The 18,782-nt window shown below is 60.0% G+C and carries 17 protein-coding genes and 1 tRNA gene; 9 read left to right on the top strand and 9 right to left on the bottom strand.

All coding sequences use genetic code 11. The features are described from left to right. Positions 1–130: 130 nt before the first annotated feature. The 6 genes from J3456_RS17435 to J3456_RS17410 all read right to left on the bottom strand — a co-directional run bounded on the left by J3456_RS17435 (position 131) and on the right by J3456_RS17410 (position 6,511). Entirely contained in the window at positions 131–925 is a 795-nt protein-coding gene (locus J3456_RS17435; protein ID WP_349581475.1) for an SDR family NAD(P)-dependent oxidoreductase, read from the bottom strand. 64 nt (positions 926–989) lie between these two features. Then, a complete protein-coding gene (locus J3456_RS17430; RefSeq protein WP_349581474.1) occupies positions 990–1,985 on the bottom strand; it encodes a zinc-binding alcohol dehydrogenase family protein in 996 nt (331 codons plus the stop codon). Positions 1,986–2,291: 306 nt separating this feature from the next. Then, positions 2,292–3,074 carry a dimethylarginine dimethylaminohydrolase family protein gene (locus J3456_RS17425; protein WP_349581473.1) on the bottom strand — a complete coding sequence of 261 codons (783 nt, stop codon included), beginning with the start codon at positions 3,072–3,074 and terminating at the stop codon, positions 2,292–2,294. A 1-nt stretch (position 3,075) separates the two neighbouring features. Then, complete coding sequence (locus J3456_RS17420) at positions 3,076–4,683, bottom strand: 5-guanidino-2-oxopentanoate decarboxylase (RefSeq protein ID WP_349581471.1); 1,608 nt, start codon at positions 4,681–4,683, stop codon at positions 3,076–3,078. Beyond that, positions 4,680–5,867 (bottom strand): pyridoxal phosphate-dependent aminotransferase, encoded by a 1,188-nt coding sequence (locus J3456_RS17415; protein WP_349581470.1) that lies wholly within the window; start codon positions 5,865–5,867, stop codon positions 4,680–4,682. Before J3456_RS17415 ends, J3456_RS17420 begins: the two co-directional genes overlap by 4 nt. Further along, positions 5,864–6,511 (bottom strand): TetR/AcrR family transcriptional regulator, encoded by a 648-nt coding sequence (locus J3456_RS17410; protein WP_349581469.1) that lies wholly within the window; start codon positions 6,509–6,511, stop codon positions 5,864–5,866. The genes J3456_RS17415 and J3456_RS17410 overlap by 4 nt, the downstream gene beginning before the upstream one ends. Positions 6,512–6,597: 86 nt before the next feature. Here J3456_RS17410 and J3456_RS17405 point away from each other — a divergent pair, with 86 nt between their 5' ends. Genes J3456_RS17405 through J3456_RS17390 form a run of 4 tightly spaced genes read left to right on the top strand, consistent with a single transcriptional unit; the run spans position 6,598 to position 9,764 of the window. Next, positions 6,598–7,431, top strand: coding sequence for an ABC transporter ATP-binding protein (locus J3456_RS17405; RefSeq protein WP_349581468.1), 834 nt, complete (start codon positions 6,598–6,600; stop codon positions 7,429–7,431). A 30-nt stretch (positions 7,432–7,461) separates the two neighbouring features. Further along, on the top strand, positions 7,462–8,235 hold the full coding sequence (locus J3456_RS17400; RefSeq protein ID WP_317389299.1) for a transporter substrate-binding domain-containing protein: 774 nt from the start codon (positions 7,462–7,464) through the stop codon (positions 8,233–8,235). A 15-nt stretch (positions 8,236–8,250) separates the two neighbouring features. Further along, a complete protein-coding gene (locus tag J3456_RS17395) occupies positions 8,251–8,997 on the top strand; it encodes an ABC transporter permease (protein WP_502989522.1) in 747 nt (248 codons plus the stop codon). Further along, positions 8,994–9,764, top strand: coding sequence for an ABC transporter permease (locus tag J3456_RS17390; RefSeq protein ID WP_349581466.1), 771 nt, complete (start codon positions 8,994–8,996; stop codon positions 9,762–9,764). The genes J3456_RS17395 and J3456_RS17390 overlap by 4 nt, the downstream gene beginning before the upstream one ends. A gap of 54 nt (positions 9,765–9,818) precedes the next feature. Here the strand turns inward: J3456_RS17390 and J3456_RS17385 are convergent, their stop codons facing one another. Next, complete coding sequence (locus J3456_RS17385; protein WP_349581465.1) at positions 9,819–10,757, bottom strand: GlxA family transcriptional regulator; 939 nt, start codon at positions 10,755–10,757, stop codon at positions 9,819–9,821. Between the two features lie 82 nt (positions 10,758–10,839). Here J3456_RS17385 and J3456_RS17380 point away from each other — a divergent pair, with 82 nt between their 5' ends. The 5 genes from J3456_RS17380 to J3456_RS17360 are packed head-to-tail and all read left to right on the top strand — an operon-like array spanning position 10,840 to position 17,130. Continuing rightward, positions 10,840–11,748 carry a beta-keto acid cleavage family enzyme gene (locus J3456_RS17380; RefSeq protein ID WP_349581464.1) on the top strand — a complete coding sequence of 303 codons (909 nt, stop codon included), beginning with the start codon at positions 10,840–10,842 and terminating at the stop codon, positions 11,746–11,748. Then, positions 11,745–13,163 (top strand): carnitine 3-dehydrogenase, encoded by a 1,419-nt coding sequence (locus tag J3456_RS17375; RefSeq protein WP_349581463.1) that lies wholly within the window; start codon positions 11,745–11,747, stop codon positions 13,161–13,163. Before J3456_RS17380 ends, J3456_RS17375 begins: the two co-directional genes overlap by 4 nt. Beyond that, positions 13,163–14,323 (top strand): acyl-CoA dehydrogenase family protein, encoded by a 1,161-nt coding sequence (locus tag J3456_RS17370; RefSeq protein ID WP_349581462.1) that lies wholly within the window; start codon positions 13,163–13,165, stop codon positions 14,321–14,323. Before J3456_RS17375 ends, J3456_RS17370 begins: the two co-directional genes overlap by 1 nt. Before the next feature lie 9 nt (positions 14,324–14,332). Beyond that, the gene (locus tag J3456_RS17365) at positions 14,333–16,351 is read left to right on the top strand and encodes an acetate--CoA ligase family protein (protein WP_349581461.1); all 2,019 of its coding nucleotides are present in this window, start codon (positions 14,333–14,335) and stop codon (positions 16,349–16,351) included. Next, positions 16,348–17,130 carry a carnitinyl-CoA dehydratase gene (locus J3456_RS17360; protein ID WP_349581459.1) on the top strand — a complete coding sequence of 261 codons (783 nt, stop codon included), beginning with the start codon at positions 16,348–16,350 and terminating at the stop codon, positions 17,128–17,130. The genes J3456_RS17365 and J3456_RS17360 overlap by 4 nt, the downstream gene beginning before the upstream one ends. Positions 17,131–17,407: 277 nt before the next feature. Here the strand turns inward: J3456_RS17360 and J3456_RS17355 are convergent. Together J3456_RS17355 and J3456_RS17350 are read right to left on the bottom strand one after the other, a co-directional pair. Next, positions 17,408–17,484 (bottom strand) — tRNA-Arg (locus J3456_RS17355). Between the two features lie 74 nt (positions 17,485–17,558). Further along, positions 17,559–18,779: a cysteine desulfurase gene (locus tag J3456_RS17350; RefSeq protein WP_349581458.1), complete on the bottom strand. Its 1,221-nt coding sequence runs from the start codon at positions 18,777–18,779 to the stop codon at positions 17,559–17,561. Positions 18,780–18,782 lie beyond the last annotated feature (3 nt).

The raw sequence follows: 18,782 nt of genomic DNA, 5'->3' as shown, positions 1-18,782 counted from the left end.
CGCTCGGAACGATGAAAGGCCCCGCCAGCATCGCTGCACGGGGCCTTTTGTTGTCGACATTCATGGAGAGCCGTTTTTCAGATAGGCAAACGGCGGAAATCGGGCGCCATCCCGACGGCCCCTGCAAAATCTAATCCGCCCGGTTCTGGCTCACGAGTTCTTGGATCGCGGCCATAACCGCCGCGACATGGTCGGCGTCCGCTGCGGCGCTATGCGGTTCATTAAAGCCGCCCATATCATTGTCGAAATACTTTCCCGAGGCCTTTGAAAAGTCGTCTGAAAGCGCGGCACGGCACAGGATGTCGGCGCCGATACTCAGGTCATTTCCAGCAACGCCAAAGCCTTCCTTCACCATTTTGGACGCCAACAGCGACCCGGGATTGACCGCGATGAAGAGCGGGCCAACCTGATGCGCGCGGGCCATTTCCTGCGTCCAGATCGTGATCGCCAATTTGCTCTGCGCATAGGCCGCCATATCGTCCAAGGTGCTGTTGCCCCGAAGGGCGGCCAGATCCACCGGTGCCTGCGCGGCAGATGAAAGGTTCACCACCCGCCCCGCTTTGGGCAGTACCGGCAGCAAGAGTTGCACCAGCAGATAGGGCGCCAAAGTGTTGACCACAAAGCGCGCGTCCAACCCCGCTTCGGTGCGCGCATCGGGCAGTTTCAGGACACCTGCGTTGTTGATCACTACGTCGATCTGGCTGTGATCAATGCGCAGCGCCTCTGCCAATGCCGCGACCTCATCCAACCGCGACAAATCTGCACGGTAGGTCTGGGGCGTGCCGCCCACCTCTGCCGCCGCTGCGCTTAATTTTTCGGCGCTGCGCCCGTGCAGCAGGACAGTATGCCCCTGCCCGCTGAGTTTCTTTGCCGTCAGCAGACCGATGCCGTCGGTCGCGCCGGTGATGAGGATGGTCTTGGTCATGGCTTTCTCCTTATCGGGGTCTCTGTGCGTCTCTGCGATGGCGCGGGATGCATCGTTCGGGCGATCACCAACCGCCCAAAACCTGCTTGCCGATCACCCGCCCGCTTTCTTGGCGCAGATGGGCTGCGCGAAGGTTCTCTACATTTATCACGCCCGCATGTTCGGTCACGGTAGATTGCAACCTGCCTGCGTCGATCATCTGCGCCACCCGGTTCAACAGGTCACGCTGCGCGGCCATGTCCTCGGTCTGGAACATCGACCTTGTGAACATAAACTCCCAATGCACGCTCAGAGCTTTGGGTTTCGCCGCTTTCATGTCCAGCGTTTCGGGGTCGTCGATCAATGCGATCTGGCCGCGCGGGGCGATTGCTTCGATGATGGCTGGCCAATGCATGTCCGTGGCCGTCAGCGCGGCAACATAGCTGGGCGTGAGGTTGAGGTCAGCCAGCTGCGCCACCAGATCACCCCGGTGATCCACCACATGATCCGCCCCCATCTTGCGCACCCAGTCTTGGGTTTCCGGACGCGAGGCGGTGGCGATCACGGTCAATCCGGTCAGCGCTTTGGCCAATTGGATCAGGATCGATCCTACGCCCCCGGCCCCGCCAATCACCAGAAGCGCCTGCCCCTTACCGGCCCCTTCCGTCAGCCGGAAAGCATCGAACAGCATTTCCCATGCGGTGATCGCAGTCAGCGGCAGACTGGCGGCCTCAACAAAATCGAGCGTTTCCGGCTTTCGCCCCACGATCCGCGCATCAACCGCATGAAAGGCGGCGTTGGTGCCTGCACGGGTCACATCCCCGGCATAGAACACCGCATCCCCGACTGCGAAATCCGTAACCTCTGAGCCCAAGTCGACGACCACCCCTGCCGCGTCGAACCCCAAGACCTTTGGGCCGCCATCGGGGGCGGAAAGCGCCCGCAGCTTCACATCCACCGGATTGACAGAGATGCCCTTTACCTCGACCAAAAGATCGCCCGGTCCCGGGGTGGGGCGGTCGATTTCCAACGCCTCCAAAACCTCTGCCGCGCCGGTGGTGTTATAGCCAATGGCTTTCATTTCGATTGTCCTTCTGCCCGAATTACGTTGTTGGACAGAAGGTATCAGTTTGCTGGCCTGTATAAACCGGGGCGAAACCAATTTGAGTTTATCGAAACGCAGTATAATGGGAACGCGCCAAGCGCCTGCGCGGTGCGCACTCCCCAGAGGCTCTCAAGGTCAGATGCAGTCGACTGCAGAACGATTAAACCGCATCAACTCATATCGCCGGAAGTTTGTCCTTCGCCCCCTCTACCCGAAAACATTCGTCACCGCAGGACGCTGCACTCATGCGAGGGGATCAAACCTTCCAAGCGACCCTCAGTATCAGAACCTTAGCGACAGGCACGACATGCCGCCGTCCAGTTTGGCGCATTCCGCATTATTGATCTCGACCACTTCAAAGCCTGCCTTCGTCAACATTTCCGCGGTGCGGGGGAAGCCCGCAGGGCAGACCACATATTGGTTGAACCGGATGCTATTGGCGGCGGCCTCTTCGCCCTCGGCGGTGTGCAGAACGCGGTAGCCTTCGAAACAGCCCGAAGCGTCGAGCCGTTTGGTGCTGAGGATGGTGTCCCCGTCAAGCAGTGAGCAATCGGTCTTGAAGTGCAGCACGCCCGGCGGCGTAACGACCTCGCGGAGGCTATAGCCCCAGTCCGAGACGATCCGCGTGAGCTCGACCACGCCTTCGGCATCGGTGCGGTCTGATCTGCCCACCAAGATCTCGCGCCCGGTGACCAGAATGTCGCCTCCCTCGATATGGCCCGGGCCTTCGATCTGGCGCAGGTCACTGTAAAGGGTGCTCAAGGTCGGTGCCATTTCGGCCACCTCTCCCATGCGGCTCGGTGCGCCGGGGCGCATGAGTACGGCACCCTTTGGCAAACAAAGCGCGGTATCCTCAACAAAGACGGAATCGGGAAAGGCTTCCAGCGCAGGCAGTTCGATCACCTCAGCGCCGGTTTCTTTCAATGTGGCAACGTAATGCGCATGGGCCTTTTCCATCTGCGCAAGATCGGGGGTGCCGATGTCCTCGGCGCGCAGACCGTCGACGATGCTGGCGGCGGGGCGACGGGTGACGGCGCGGGTGAATTCATAGATGGGGTCTGTCATGTTATGCTCTCTTGTTTGCTTGCGCGGGGGTCGGCTGTGCCTGAATCTCAATGAGCGTCGGCCCGCCAGTCGCGCTGGCCGCTCGCAGCGCATCTGCAACGGCGCCGGGCCGCGTATCGCAGCGCCAGAAGGGCAAGCTGCAGGATTGGGCGACGGCGGCGAAGTCCGGCGGGGCCGGGTCACATCCGACGACGCTTACCCCCGCGTCCTGCATGGAGGTAGCGATTTCCTGATAGCCGTGGTTGTTCCAGATGATGAAGCAAATCGGCAGGTTTTCTTGCACCGCGCACATCAATTCCGGAAGGCTGAACTGCGCGCCGCCATCGCCTGCAATGCAGATCACCGGCGTGTCGGGTGCCGCGAGCGCCGCCCCGATTGCAGCGGGGATGCCATAGCCAAGCGCGCCAAAGCCGGTGGCGGCGTTGAACCAGCCGCCGGGGCGGTCGTGGTCGTAGTAAAGGTTGCCCGCATAGATTGGCTGGGCGGAATCGCCGACGATGATCGCCCCCGGAACGGCGCCGCGCACTTCAGCGAGGGTGTCGCAAGCCGCGCGCATTTCCGGGCCGATCTCTTCAAACGCCTCGCGGCGGGCCATGGCCGCCCGCGCGGCCCCGTCTGGCGCGGCAGCCCCGTCGATTGCGGCATTCAGCGCGTCGATTGCGGAAGCCGCATCGCCGTGGATCGACAGTTCGGCGGCATGGCGGGAAAGCTGTTCAGCGCAAATATCGACGCGGATGAGCCTTTGGATCTCGGGCATGGTGCCGGAGGCGTACATATCATAATCGGTCGGACCCAGTTCGGTGCCCAGGGCCAGAACCACGTCCGACTGCGCGATCAGTGCCCGCACGGCTTGCAGGCTGGGGCTGGCCGGAACGCCCAAAGGATGCTCGAACATTACGCCGCGGGCATTCACCGTTTGCACCACCGGCGCGCCTAGCTTTTCGGCAAGGGTCCGCAGGGCATTCCCGGCTTTTCGGACCCCGCCGCCGGCAAGGATCAAAGGTGCTTTGCTCTGCGCGAGTATCGCGGCGGCATCTGAAAGCTGTTCGGCAGACGGGGGTGTCAAAACGGTAGAGGAAATAGAGGGCACTTCGGCGGTATAGGGAGCGCCGGCCACGTCCAGCGGTATCTCAAGATGTGTGGGCCCCGGCCGGCCGGACTGGAACGGCTCAAATACCCGGTCGAGCATGGGGGCAAGTTCATCGGCGGTCTCAACCCGCTCGGAGATCAGCGCCACGGTCCGTGCCATCGCCCGCTGATCGGGGAGTTCGTGGAGATGGCCCCTGCCCTTGCCAAGGCTGGGCAGCGTGTTGACGCCAGAGATCACCAGCATCGGCACAGAATCCGCGCGGGCTTGGCCTATTGCGGTCAGCGTATTGGTCAGCCCCGGCCCCGTTATGACAAAGGCAACACCCGGTTTGCCGGAGACCCGTGCATAGCCATCCGCCATGAAGCCCGCGCCCTGTTCGTGCCGGGGCGTCACATGGCGGATGCCCGAGGCCGCCAAGCCCCGATAAAGCTCGATCGTGTGCACGCCGGGGATGCCAAAGACACAGTCGACACCGCGCTGTGAAAGCTGGGCGACCAGCGCCTCGCCGAGGCTGGTCATGCCGTTTCCAGCTGCAGTTGCGCCGCGTGCCGGATGATCCGGTCACAGGCCGCATCAAAGGCCGCGTCGCCGGTGGTCAGCGCCACACGCACCCAAGCATCGAGCGTTTCCCCAAAGGACGCACCGGGCATGACCGCCACGCCAACCTGCTCAAGCAGGTGCATGGCATAGTCGGTGCCGCTCATTCCGGTGGCCGACACGTCGATCATTGCAAACATGCCTGCATCCGGTTGATGAACCTTGAACGGGCTCTCTTGCGACAGACGGCGGTGCAAACGCTCGGCACGGGCGGCAAAGCGCTGCTTCATGCCATCCGCCACAGGGGATCCTTCGCGCACCGCTTTTTCGGTCATGTCAGCGATAAAGGGCTGGTTGCCGAAAAGCATGGTCTCCGACAGCGGCAAGAGGGCCTCGGTAAAGGCTTCGGGGCCAATGCACCAACCGCTGCGAAAGCCCGGTGCGGCGTGGGATTTTGAGATCGAGGATACGACGATGGTGCGGTCAGCCAGCTGCGGACGCCACAGAGGCGAGCAGAATTCAGAGGTGTCGAAGATAAGCTCTTCGTACACTTCATCAGAGATAATCCACAGATCATGGGCAATGGCCAGTTCACCAAGCGCGTCTATCTCCGCGCGGGTCAGGACCGCGCCGGTGGGATTATGCGGCGTGGTCAGCAAGATTGCCGTGGTCTGCGGGGTGATCCTTGCGGCGATGTCATCCGCATGAAGGCGAAAGCCGTTTTCCGGGCGCAGCGGGACGGGCACCATCTCGGCACCGCTGGATCGGATAACCCCTTCGTAAGTGGCATACATCGGATCGCCGACCAGAACCTGCTGCCCGGCCTCGGCCACGCCCAACAGCACGGCATAAAGCGCCGTCTGCGTGCCGGGAAAACACATCGCTTGGTCCGGCGTGATGCGACGGCCCGCGCGGCGCGAATAACGCTCGGCCAATGCAGCGCGCAGACCTGTCTCACCCCGACCGTCGGAATAGCCAGTGCGGCCCCGGCGCATCGCATCGGCCGCAACATCCATGAGCGCATCCGGCGTCGGCACGTCCGGCTCGCCGATGGTCAACTCGATAATATCACGGCCCTGTGCGGCAAGCTCGCGCGCCTTTAGATGCACTTCCCATTTTGCGCCGCCAAGACCTGCCAGCCGTCGGGTGATATCTGTCGTTTTCATGTCTGTTGCCCTGCTTTTGTGAGGTCTATCCCGAGGAGTGCTCCGACGGAGCGAATTCCGATTTCTGCAAGCTCATCCGGCGCGAAAGCGCTCGGTAGAACACCGCCTTCCATCCACAATCCATCAATCACAGCGTTGCAGGCGATGGCCAAATGGCGCAGCTCTTGTGTTGTGCGGGGCTTACCCGCCTCGTTCAATACGGCGACGATCAGCGCCTCAAGGCGGTTGCGGAAATTGTAATAGGTCCGCTTGTGACTTTCGCGCATCTGCGCGTCGTCATGGACCTTGGTCAGAAACCCCGCCCAAAGGCTGACCGATCCCGCATCGACAACCGGCGGTGTCAGGCTGCCGACGACAAAAGCCGCCAACCGTGCCACCGGCGCGTTACAATCGGCCCCCGCGAAGGCCGATGTCAGGTCGGTGAGCCGGTCCATGTGATGCTCATAGGCCGCGGTGATCAGGTCTTCTTTCGACGAAAAGTGATGCCTGATCATACCCTGTGACACATCGGCACGAGCCGCGATTGCCCGGACCGTCGCGGCCTGAACACCCTTTTCGGCGATCAGCGACAGGGTGGCCTTTATCAGGGCCTCCCTGCGGTGCTCCGCTGGCTCACGTTTAAATTTAGGCGTGCTGTCCGACACAGGCGGTTTCCGAACCTCCTAATTATACACTTGCATGATTACGAAATACGGGCCTTACTACAAGACACAAATTTGGGACACATCGAATGAGGGGCGCGGACGCTTTGCAGACAGAGCCGATCAGAGCCACACAAGCAGCCGAAGACGCCAGTGCCGATAGCGCGGCGGAGAATGAGGCCATAAGAATAACCGACCTGCACAAATCCTTTGGCGCGTTGGAGGTTCTCAAAGGTGTCTCACTGACCGCGCAAAAGGGCGATGTTGTCGCTATCATCGGCGGCAGCGGGTCGGGCAAATCTACCTGCCTGCGCTGCATCAATTTCCTCGAAACCCCAAGTGCGGGTCAGATCATCGTCAACGGTGAAGAGATCAAGATGCGCCAAGACGGCTCCCCCGTTGACCGCCGCCAGATCGAACGCATCCGAACCCGCCTTGGCATGGTGTTTCAGGCTTTCAACCTCTGGACCCACCGCACCCTGCTGGAAAACGTCATCGAGGTGCCGGTCCATGTCCTCAAAGTGCCGCGGGATGAGGCCATCAAGCGCGCACGGGTGCTGCTAGACCGGGTCGGACTGGGCGATAAGGCTGATACATTTCCTGCGTTTCTGTCGGGCGGTCAGCAGCAACGCGCGGCAATTGCGCGCGCCCTTGCGGTAGAACCCAGCGTGATGCTGTTTGACGAACCCACCAGCGCGCTTGACCCCGAGTTGGTGGGCGAGGTGCTCACGGTGATCCGCGATCTGGCCGCCGAAGGGCGGACCATGCTGCTTGTCACCCATGAGATGAAATTCGCGCGCGAGGTGGCGACACATGTCGTCTACCTTTTTGAGGGGCGCATCGAAGAACAAGGCCCGCCGGAAGAGCTTTTCGGCAACCCTCAATCCGCTCGGCTGCGGCAGTTTTTGCAGACAGTCGGCTAAACCACCAAGAAAAAAACAGGGAGACTACCAATGACATTTAAGAAACTCATGACGAGTGCGATCGCGACAGCAGTGCTGAGCGCCGGTGCCGTGGCCGCCGAAGAGGTCAAGATCGGCATCGCAGCCGAACCTTACCCGCCCTTCGCCTCTCTCAATGCCTCCGGTGAATGGGAAGGCTGGGAAGTTGAGATCATCGACGCGGTCTGCAAGGCCGCCGAGTTGGACTGTGTGATCACCCCCGTGGCTTGGGACGGCATCATCCCCTCGCTGACGGGCCAGCAGGTCGATGCGATCATGGCCTCCATGTCGATCACCGAAGAGCGTCAGAAAACGATCGATTTCTCTGATCCCTACTACAACACACCCGCGGTGATCGTGGCGGATAAGTCGATGGACATCGAACCTACGGCCGAGTCGCTGGCTGGCAAGATCATCGGCATTCAAGCCTCAACCATCCACCAAGCCTATGCCAATGAATATTTCGGCGATGCGGCGGAAATTCGGGTCTATCAGACGCAGGACGAAGCCAATCAGGATCTGGTCTCGGGTCGGATCGACGCCACACAGGCCGACAGCATCGCTATGGCGGATTTCGTCAATTCCGACATCGGCACCTGCTGCGAGATCAAAGGATCGGTGGAGAATGACGAGGCCATCTTGGGACAAGGTGTCGGCGCTGGCGTGCGCAAGGGCGATGATGCGCTGCGTGAAAGCCTGAACAAAGGCATCGCGCAGATCCTCGAAGATGGGACCCACGAAGAGATCACCGGGCGCTATTTCGACACCAGCATCTACGCAGAGTAAGCGCGTATTGTGGAGATGATCTTCGAAACGCTCGGGCTTGCCGAGAGCGCGAAACTACTATCCCTCAGCCCACCGGGCTGGGGCGGCAACCTGTTGCGTGGGCTTGCGAACTCTCTGCAGATCGCGTTCGGCGCCTTTGGGTTCGGTCTGCTGATCGGGCTCTTTGGGGCCTACGGCAAGCTCTATGGCGGGGTGGTCCTGCGCGACCTCCTCGCCGTTTATACGACTGTGATCCGGGCCGTGCCGGAATTGGTGCTGATCTTGATCCTCTATTACGTCGGCACCGATCTCATTAACAAAGTCTCAGGCGCCATGGGCTATGGCCGGGTCGAGATTAGCGGTGTCGTCGCCGGGATCTGGGTGCTCGGCGTGGTGCAGGGCGCCTATGCCACCGAGGTGCTGCGCGGCGCGATCCAAGCCGTGCCCGCGGGCCAGATCGAGGCCGCGCGCGCGTACGGGATGCCGCCGCTGATGCTGCTGCGCCGGGTGACGATCCCCGCGATGATGTCCTTTGCCACGCCGGGCCTTGCGAACCTGTGGCTTATTGCGACCAAAGATACCGCGCTTCTGGCCATCGTCGGCTTCAGCGAATTGACGCTGGAGACCCGACAGGCCGCCGCCAGCACGCGCGCCTATTTCACCTTCTTCCTCGCCGCGGGCGCGCTCTATTTGATCGTGACGCTATGTTCGGGCGCGGTCTTTGCCCGGATCGAAAAATGGGCGCGGCGCGGTCAGCCGTCGCTGAAAGGAGCGAGCCGATGATCCCCTTTCGCGCTCTGATGCAGCCCCACCGCATTGTCATGCTGGCGCTTTTGCTGGTCGTAGTCATCTGGTGCGCCGTGGCGCTGCGGTGGGATTGGATACCGGAATATGCCCCGCTGGCATTGGAAGGGCTCTGGCGCACGATCTGGATACTGGTCGTGACCTGTGTGCTAGGGTTTCTTTTGGCCATCCCGCTGGGCCTCGCGCAGGCCATCGGGCCTTGGTACCTGTCTGCCCCTGCCCGGATATTCTGCACCGTCATCCGGGGCACGCCGCTGCTCTTGCAGATCTGGCTGCTCTACTACGGTCTCGGCTCGCTTTTCCCGCAAATTCCTTGGATCCGCGGCAGTGAACTCTGGCCCTACCTGCGCCAAGCTTGGCCCTATGCGGTGCTGGCGCTGACACTGTCTTATGCGGGCTACGAAGGCGAAGTCATGCGCGGCGCGTTTTCTAGTGTGAACAAGGGGCAGCTTGAGGCTGCAAACGCATTCGGCATGCCGCGTTTCACCATGTTTCGCCGCATTTGGCTGCCGCAGGCGATCCGCAACGTGCTGCCGACGCTTGGGGGCGAAACCATCCTGCAACTCAAGGCCACACCTCTGGTCGCGACGATCACGGTGGTCGAGCTTTATGCTGTATCCTCGCGTGTGCGCTCGGACACGTTTATCGTCTATGAACCGCTGATCTTGCTGGCTGTGTTTTACATGATCATCGCCGGGGTCATCGCCTTGTTGTTTCGACGGTTCGAGAACCAAGTGCCGGGATAGGGGCGGCAGCGGTTGGATGAGATCCAACTTCTCAAACGGGGATCGGGAACGCGATCAGTCCGCCCTCAAATCCATGGGCGTCGTGCCAAACTGGGTCTTGAAGGCGCGCGTCATGGCACTTGCGTTTTCGTAACCGCAGCGCGTGGCGATCTCAGAAATTGACAGGTTGGTGCCTTCGGCCAGACTCTTCGCGGCGATCAGGCGTCGGTGCCGATAGACTTGGCCCGGCGTCGCATTCAGACTGCGTGCAAACCGTCTTTGCAAGCTTTTGAGCGAACACCCCAAGTGACGTGCAATCGTCGGGATCGGCACGGGTGCTTCGATAGTCTCATCCATAAGGACAAGCGCCCGAGACACCAGTTTGGACCGCACAGATATGCTATTCGTGGCCCCCAACGGCTGATTAGTTTCATGCAAGAAAAGCGACGCGACATCGAGCCGTGTGATTTCACCGCAGTGCGCCCCGATCAACGTCAGAACCAAGTCAAAGGACGCCATGGCACCACCGCAGGTGATCCGGTTGCCGTCTATCACAAACCGTTCTTGCCGGGCATCTACCTGCGGAAATGTCTCTGAAAAGCTTTCGAAAAGATGCCCATGGATGGTCGCGGGCCTGTCGTCCAACAGCCCTGCAGCCGCCAGCAGCCAGGCCCCCATATCGAGCCCCACCAGACATTTCGCATTCGCGCAGAGCCCCCGCAGCGCGGAGAGCACCTGACTGCAGCTCAGCGCAAGATGGCCATAGCTGGCGGTCACCATGAGGTAATCAGAGGGGGGCTTTGTCGCCGTGGCCAATTCGGTCTGTACCAACATCCCGCTTGAAGACCGCACGAGCCCCCCCTCAAGCGAAAGCAGGCGCCAGTCATACCGCGCCTGCCCGGTGATGCTGTTCGCGGCGCGAAACGGCTCCAAAGTGTTGGCCAGACAATGGTTCGAGAAACCATCGAAAAGCAGAATGTCGATCTTAACCGTCTCGCCCGTTGATTTTGTCATTTCCTGCATGTTTCTGTCTAGCACTGCACATGTCCGCCGATCAATCCGGGTAGTCTGCAGTTAAAGCTAAAAGGAGACCAAGATGCCCCTGCAGATGACCCGTGAGGTCTTTATCACCTGCGCCGTGACCGGTTCCGGCAGCAGCCAAGATCGGTCACCCCATGTTCCTCGCAGCCCTGAACAGATCGCCAATTCAGCCATTGCCGCCGCCAAAGCGGGTGCGGCGATTGTGCATTGCCACGTGCGCGACCCCGCGACCGGCGTGCCCTCACGCGATCCGAAACTTTACCGCGAAGTGACCGATCGCATCCGCGATGCCGAAGTCGATGTGGTGCTGAACCTGACCGCAGGCATGGGCGGCGATATGGTCTTTGGCCCGCCCTCCGCGCCGCTGCCGCTGAATGATGCCACCGATATGGTCAGCGCCGAGGAACGGCTGGCCCATATCGAAGACTGCCTTCCCGAGATTTGCACTCTCGATTGTGGCACGATGAACTTTGCCGAAGCCGATTATGTGATGACGAACACGCCCGGCATGCTGACGACAATGGGCGCGCGTATGGAAGCGCTTGGCGTGAAGCCGGAGATTGAGGCATTTGATACCGGCCACCTTTGGTATGCGAAACAACTGGTTAAGGATGGCGTGCTGTCTTCGCCCGCGCTGGTGCAGCTGTGCATGGGCATTCCGTGGGGCGCGCCCAATGACCTGAACACCTTCATGGCGATGGTCAACAATGTCCCCCACGACTGGAACTGGTCCGCGTTCTCGATTGGCCGGGATGAGATGCCTTATGTGGCCGCATCTGTTTTGGCAGGCGGGCATGTGCGCGTCGGGCTTGAGGATAACCTGTGGCTGGGCAAAGGCGAGCTTGCCACCAATGAGGCGCTTGTTTCGCGTGCCGTGTCGATCATCGAAAACATGGGGGCAACCATCATGGGCCCCGATGCCGTGCGCCAAAAACTTGGCCTGACAAAGCAGGCGCCACGATGACCAAAACAGCAGCAATCATCGGCGGTGGTGTCATTGGCGGCGGCTGGGCCGCGCGCTTTGCCTTGTCTGGATGGAACGTCGCTATTTTCGACCCCGATCCCGAAGCCGAACGCAAAATCAGCGAAGTCATGGCGAACGCGCGCCGGTCCCTGCCTGCCCTGTCCGAGGTGGCCCTACCGCCCGAAGGTCAGGTGAAAATCGTCCCCACATTGGCCGGCGCCGTCGCGGACGCAGACTGGATTCAAGAGAGCGCGCCGGAACGGCTTGAGATGAAGCACAAGATCTTCACCGAGGTTCAGTCCCATTGCCGCAAAGACGCAATGATCGGCTCTTCAACCTCGGGGTTCAAACCGTCTGAACTGCAGCAAGGGGCGTTGCGGCCCAGCCAGATTTTCGTCGCGCATCCATTCAACCCTGTCTATCTTCTTCCGCTTATCGAACTGGTCGGTGACGATGCCACGACCACACGCGCGCATGCGGTGCTTGCTGAGATCGGCATGAAGCCCCTGAAGGTGCGCAAAGAAATCGACGCGCATGTGGCCGATCGTTTTCTCGAAGCGGTCTGGCGCGAGGCGCTTTGGCTGATCAAGGACGGCATCGCCACGACCGAGGAAATCGATGACGCGATCCGGTTTGGCTTTGGGCTGCGTTGGGGTCAGATGGGTCTGTTTGAAACCTACCGCGTTGCGGGCGGCGAGGCCGGGATGGCCCATTTCATCGAACAATTCGGGCCCTGCCTGCAGTGGCCTTGGACCAAATTGATGGATGTGCCCGAGCTGACCGATGAATTGGTACAGATGATCGCCAGCCAATCGGATCAACAATCCGGCGCATATACGATCCGCGAGCTTGAACGCATTCGCGACGACAATCTGGTGTCCATGATGCGGGCCCTGAAGGGCCGTGACTGGGGTGCGGGCGCACTGCTGAACGCGCATGACGCCCGCCGTGAGGGCAAAGCCGACCCTGACTTCACCAAACCCATCATCACTGTCGCCCGCACCATTCCAATCGATTGGACGGATTACAACGGCCATATGAATGAAAGCCGCTATGGGCAGCTGTGGTCGGATGCCGCCGATGCGCTCATGCGCATGATCGGGGCCGATGCCGCCTATATCAAATCGGGCTTCAGCTATTTTACCGCCGATACCCACACCAAGTTCCGCAATGAATGCCATGCCGGCGACAATGTCACAGTTGTCACGACCATTCTTGAGGGTGCGGGCAAAAAGCTGCGGCTCTTCCATGAATTGAAAAATACCGATGGCGATGTGGTGGCAACCTGCAATCAATTCCTGCTGCACGTCAGTTTGGAAACCCGCAAATCCTGCGACCCTGCGGCGCATATTAGTGACAAACTAACCTCGATCATCGCGGCCCAGGCCGCCCTGCCAAAGCCGGAGCTTACCTGATGCATTTTGGATTGACCGAAGAACAAGAGATGATCGTTTCCACCGTGCGGTCCTTCGTGGAAAACGAAATCTACCCCCACGAGGCCGAGGTAGAGCGCACAGGCGAAGTCCCCGATGACGTCGCGCAGGCGATCAAGCAAAAGACCATCGATCTTGGGTTCTATGCCTGCAACTTTCCCGAAAGCGTGGGTGGGGCCGGTCTGTCGCATCTTGAATTCGCGCTGGTAGAACGCGAATTGGGCCGCGGCTCTATGGCGTTGAACCACTTCTTCGGGCGGCCGCAGAATATCTTGATGGCCTGCAAGGACGATCAGATTGACCGCTACCTCACCCCCGCCATCCGCGGCGAAAAGATGGATGCGCTAGCCATGACCGAACCCGATGCCGGGTCCGATGTGCGTGGCATGAAATGTACGGCCAAACGCGATGGCGGAGACTGGGTTCTGAACGGAACCAAGCATTTCATCTCTGGCGCGGACCATGCGGATTTCGTGATCGTCTTCGTGGCAACCGGCGAAGACGACACGCCGCGCGGCCCCAAAAAACGCATCACCACCTTTCTGGTCGACCGTGGCACGCCCGGTTTCACCATTCGCGATGGCTACAAATCGGTCTCGCACCGTGGCTACAAGAACATGATCCTCGAATTTGACAACTGCCGCCTGCCGGATGCACAGGTTCTTGGCGAGGTTGATGGTGGCTTTGCGGTGATGAACGAATGGCTTTACGCCACGCGGATCACGGTCGCCACTATGTCTGTGGGACGCGCACGTCGTTGTTTTGACATGGCGTTGGATTACGCGGCTGAACGCAAACAGTTCGGGCAACAGATCGGCAAATATCAAGGCATCAGCTTTCAGCTTGCCGACATGATCACCGAAATCGATGCGGCGGATCACCTGACTTTGGCAGCGGCGTGGCGGTTGGATCAAGGCCTGCCCGCGAACCGCGAAATCGCCAGTGCAAAGCTCTACGCCTCCGAAATGCTGGCGCGGGTGACGGATGCCACCCTGCAAATCTTTGGCGGCATGGGCTTGATGGATGACTTTCCGATTGAACGCTTCTGGCGCGATGCGCGGGTCGAGCGGATTTGGGATGGCACATCTGAAATCCAGCGCCACATCATCAGCCGCGATCTATTGCGCCCCCTTGGCGCCTAGGACCAAGACATGAGTGATCTTGAGCGCCTCCTTCGTCCCCGCTCCATTGCCGTTGTCGGCGGTGGGGCGTGGTGCGACTCCGTGATCGAACAGAACCAGAAGATCGGGTTCATAGGTGATATCTGGCCCGTGCATCCCAAAAAAGACAGTGTCGGCGGGTTGCCAGCCTTTAAGACGCTTGCTGATTTACCAGACGCGCCGGATGCGACGTTCATCGGAGTGAACCGCAGCGCAACCATCGATCTGGTTGGCGAGTTGAACCAGATGGGTGCCGGGGGTGCCGTGTGTTTTGCCAGTGGCTTCAAAGAAACCGCCGACGGTGCGGATTTGCACGACCAATTGCTGGCCGCAGCAGGGGGAATGCCCATTCTGGGGCCAAATTGCTACGGGGTTCTGAATGCCGTGGATCGGGTGGCGCTTTGGCCTGATCAACATGGGTTGGCTCCCGTGGAAACGGGCGTGGCGATCCTTGCGCAGTCGTCCAATATCGCGATTAACCTCACGATGCAGCAACGCGGGTTGCCCATCGCCTATACCATCACCGCGGGCAATCAGGCCCAACAAGGACTTGCCAGCATTGCCCAAACAGTCATCCGCGACGACCGCGTGACGGCGCTTGGGCTTTACATCGAAAGCTTTGGCGACATCGCGGCCTTCGAAGAACTGGCGCGGCTTTCGCGCGCGCTCGGCAAACCGATCGTGGCGTTGAAGGTTGGCCGTTCGCAGGAATCGCAACTGGCGACCATTTCGCACACGGCCTCGCTCGCTGGCAGCAGCGCTGGTTCGGACGCGGTATTGGCGCGGCTTGGCATTGCGCGGGTCGGTTCCCCCGCCGCACTGCTTGAAACGTTGAAGCTGTTTCACTGCCATGGCCGCCTGTCCGGGGCGCGAATTGCGTCCTTGAGTTGTTCAGGTGGCGAGGCGAGCGTTATGGCGGATACCGCCGCGCAATATGGCCTGACGTTTCCACCGCTGACATCCGAGCAGACAGATACACTTTCGCAACACCTCAGTTCGCTGGTCAATCTGGCGAACCCTCTGGATTACCACACGCAAATCTGGCGCGATAAGGCGGCTATGACGACGGTGTTCGCGGCCATGACGGGCGATGATATCGATCTGACGCTTGTGGTTCTTGATTTCCCCCGCTTGGACAGCTGTACTGCCGGTGATTGGATGATTGCGATTGAGGCGATTGAGGAGGCAGCCCGTCAAACGGGCCGCCCGTTTGGGGTGGTCGGGTCGATCGTCGAAAACCTTCCTGAAGCCGTTGCAAAACGCCTGCTTGGCGCGGGGATCGTGCCGCTCTGCGACTTTGGCACGACCTGTGAAGCGATCAGCGCCGCGCGCATGTCGATGAACCAAGATCATCAGCCCCTGCTGCGCGCGCAAAGCTTGGCAACCACCACCACGGTTACCGAAGGCGATGCCAAACTGGCCCTTGCGTCATACGGCATGGACGTGCCCAAAAGCCGTGGAGGCGTAGGGCGAGCGGATGTGGTCGATTGCGCCAAAAAGATCGGTTTTCCCGTGGCCCTAAAGGGCGAAGGGGTTGCCCACAAAACGGAGGCCGGCGCGGTGAGACTGAACCTTGCTGACGCAGCGCAGGTTGAGGCGGCGGCGCTGAAGATGCAATCCACTACCTTCCTTGTGGACGAAATGATTAACGGCACAGTCGCAGAACTTTTGATTGGTGTTGTCGCGGACCCTGCCCACGGGTTCGTCCTGACCTTGGCCGCGGGCGGTACGCTGACGGAAATTCTGAAGGACGGTCAATCCTTGCTGCTCCCCACGACGGATGCCGATATTCGACACGCCCTGGGGCAGTTAAGAATAAACCCCCTATTGATCGGCTTCCGCGGTGGTGAAACAGCAAACATAGATGCCATTGTTGACGCGGTCTTAAGGCTGCAAAACTTTGTCACTGACTACGCCGACGAGCTTGCCGAAATCGAAATCAATCCACTCATTTGTACAAAAGACCGTGCGATCATCGCCGATGCGCTTTTGGTGAAAGGAACAACATGACAAGTCCCGTTAAAACGCGCCGCGAGGGTGCCGTCCTCGAAATCACTTTGGACCGCCCAAAGGCCAATGCCATTGATCTGCAAACCAGCCGTGTCCTGGGCGAAACCTTTGCTGCGTTTCGCGATGAACCTGATTTGCGCGTTGCGATTATCACAGGCGCGGGGTCGAAATTCTTCTGCCCCGGCTGGGATTTGAAAGCTGCCGCAGATGGCGATGAGGTGGATGGTGATTACGGCGTTGGCGGCTTTGGCGGACTGCAAGAATTGCGCGACATGAACAAACCGGTGATCGCTGCGGTAAACGGTATTTGTTGTGGCGGCGGGCTCGAATTGGCGTTGTCGGCAGACGTTATCTTGGCGGCCGATCATGCAAGTTTTGCGCTGCCCGAAATCACGTCTGGCACGGTGGCTGATGCCGCCTCCATCAAATTGCCAAAGCGCATCCCCTACCACATCGCAATGGAAATGCTGTTCACAGGCCGCTGGCTGGACGCCGAAGAGGCCAACCGCTGGGGGTTTGTGAACCGCATTCACGCGGCGGACGATCTGATGGCGCAGGCATGGGATATGGCACGCCTTTTGGCCTCGGGTCCGCCGCTGGTCTATGCCGCGATCAAAGAAATCGTGCGTGATGCTGAGGATAGCAATTTTCTGGACACTATGAACCGGGTTACCAAACGCCAGCTAAAGACTGTCGATGTGCTTTACGGGTCTGAGGATAACGCCGAAGGTGCGCGCGCCTTTGCAGAAAAGCGGAATCCGGTCTGGAAAGGGCGCTGAAATCGTTATGTCCGGGCTTTCACGGCCTGCGCGGGGCTATTGGTTCCGTGCCATGTCGACAGCCCACTTAACGAACGATTGGGCCACCGATTTCCCACCCCCGGTGGCGGATGATGAGATAGATCGTCCCAAAATCTTTTTCGCGTTTCCCACTAGATTTCACGCTGCCAGCGAGGAAAACATCCCAATCCACGGAGCCGCAGGCGGAAATATTAGCGCAAACCGTCGCCCGCAACAGCAACGCGGAACAGTCGGATCGATTAAGTGATTGATTTAGTGGCGGACCCTAGAGGATTCGAACCTCTGGCCTCTGCCTTCGGAGGGCAGCGCTCTATCCAGCTGAGCTAAGGGTCCACTGAGGGGCGGTATAGCCAGAGCGAGCCGCCCCTGCAATGGGAAATCCGGGCGCAAGGGCGGCGAAATTGAGCTTAGGCGAAAAGATCATGTGCCAATTCAAGTGCGTCAACCAAAGTGTCGACCTCGGCGCGGGTGTTATACATGCCAAAGGACGCTCGGCAGGTGGCAGAAACACCCAGATGCGTCATCAAAGGTGCCGCGCAATGGTGCCCGGCCCGCACCGCTACGCCCTTTTTGTCGAGCACGGTTGAAATGTCATGGGCATGGGCCGCGCCATCCAAGGTGAAGCTAAAGATCGCAGCCTTATCCGGTGTCGTGCCCTGAAGGTTAAGCCAGTTCAGACCGCTGAGACGGGACACGGCGTAGTCGCGCAGATCATCTTCATGGGCGGCGATATTCTCCATCCCCAGGTCCATCATGAAATCCAGCGCCACGCCCAAGCCGATGGTGGCCACGATGCCGGGGGTGCCCGCCTCGAACATCATTGGTGGGTCGTTGTAGCTGACCGTCTCTTTGCTGACTTCGCGGATCATGTCGCCGCCCCCGATGAAGGGGCGCATTTCGGCCATCCGATCAGACTTGATGTAGATCGCGCCTGAGCCGGAGGGGCCGTAGAGTTTGTGCCCCGTGACAGCATAGAAATCACAGCCAATGTCTTGGACATCCACCGGCATATGCACCGCCCCCTGCGAGCCATCGACCAGCACCGGAACGCCTTTTTCATGCGCCGCGGCGGTGATGGATTTTACATCAACTTTGGTTCCCAAAACGTTGGAAAGATGCGAGATTGCAACCAGCTTGGTCTTTGGCCCGATGGCATCGATCACCGCCTGCGGATCCAGTGCGCCGGTGGCGTCTACATCGACCCATTTCAGCACCACGCCCTGCCGCTCGCGCAGGAAATGCCATGGCACGATATTGGCGTGATGCTCCATCACCGACAGAACGATTTCATCACCGGCCTGCATCCGCGGCATGGCCCAGCCATAGGCCACGGTGTTGATCCCCATGGTGGCACCGGTGTTTAGCACGATTTCGTCTTCTGATCCGGCATTGAGAAACCGCGCAACAGTACCGCGCACGCTTTCATATTTGTCGGTCGCCAGGTTAGAAAGGTAGTGCAAGCCACGGTGAACATTGGAGTATTCATTCGCATAGGCTTGGGTGATCGCGTCGATCACCACCTGCGGCTTCTGCGCTGATGCCCCATTGTCGAGATAGACCAGCGGCTTGCCGTTTACCTCGCGGCTGAGGATCGGAAACTGCGCCCGGACGGCTTCAACGTCGAACATGAC

This window comes from Sulfitobacter sp. NFXS29 (assembly GCF_040148765.1).
Lineage (GTDB): Bacteria > Pseudomonadota > Alphaproteobacteria > Rhodobacterales > Rhodobacteraceae > Sulfitobacter.
Note: the sequence above shows the minus strand (reverse complement) of the source record. Positions and strands in the feature narration are given on the sequence as shown.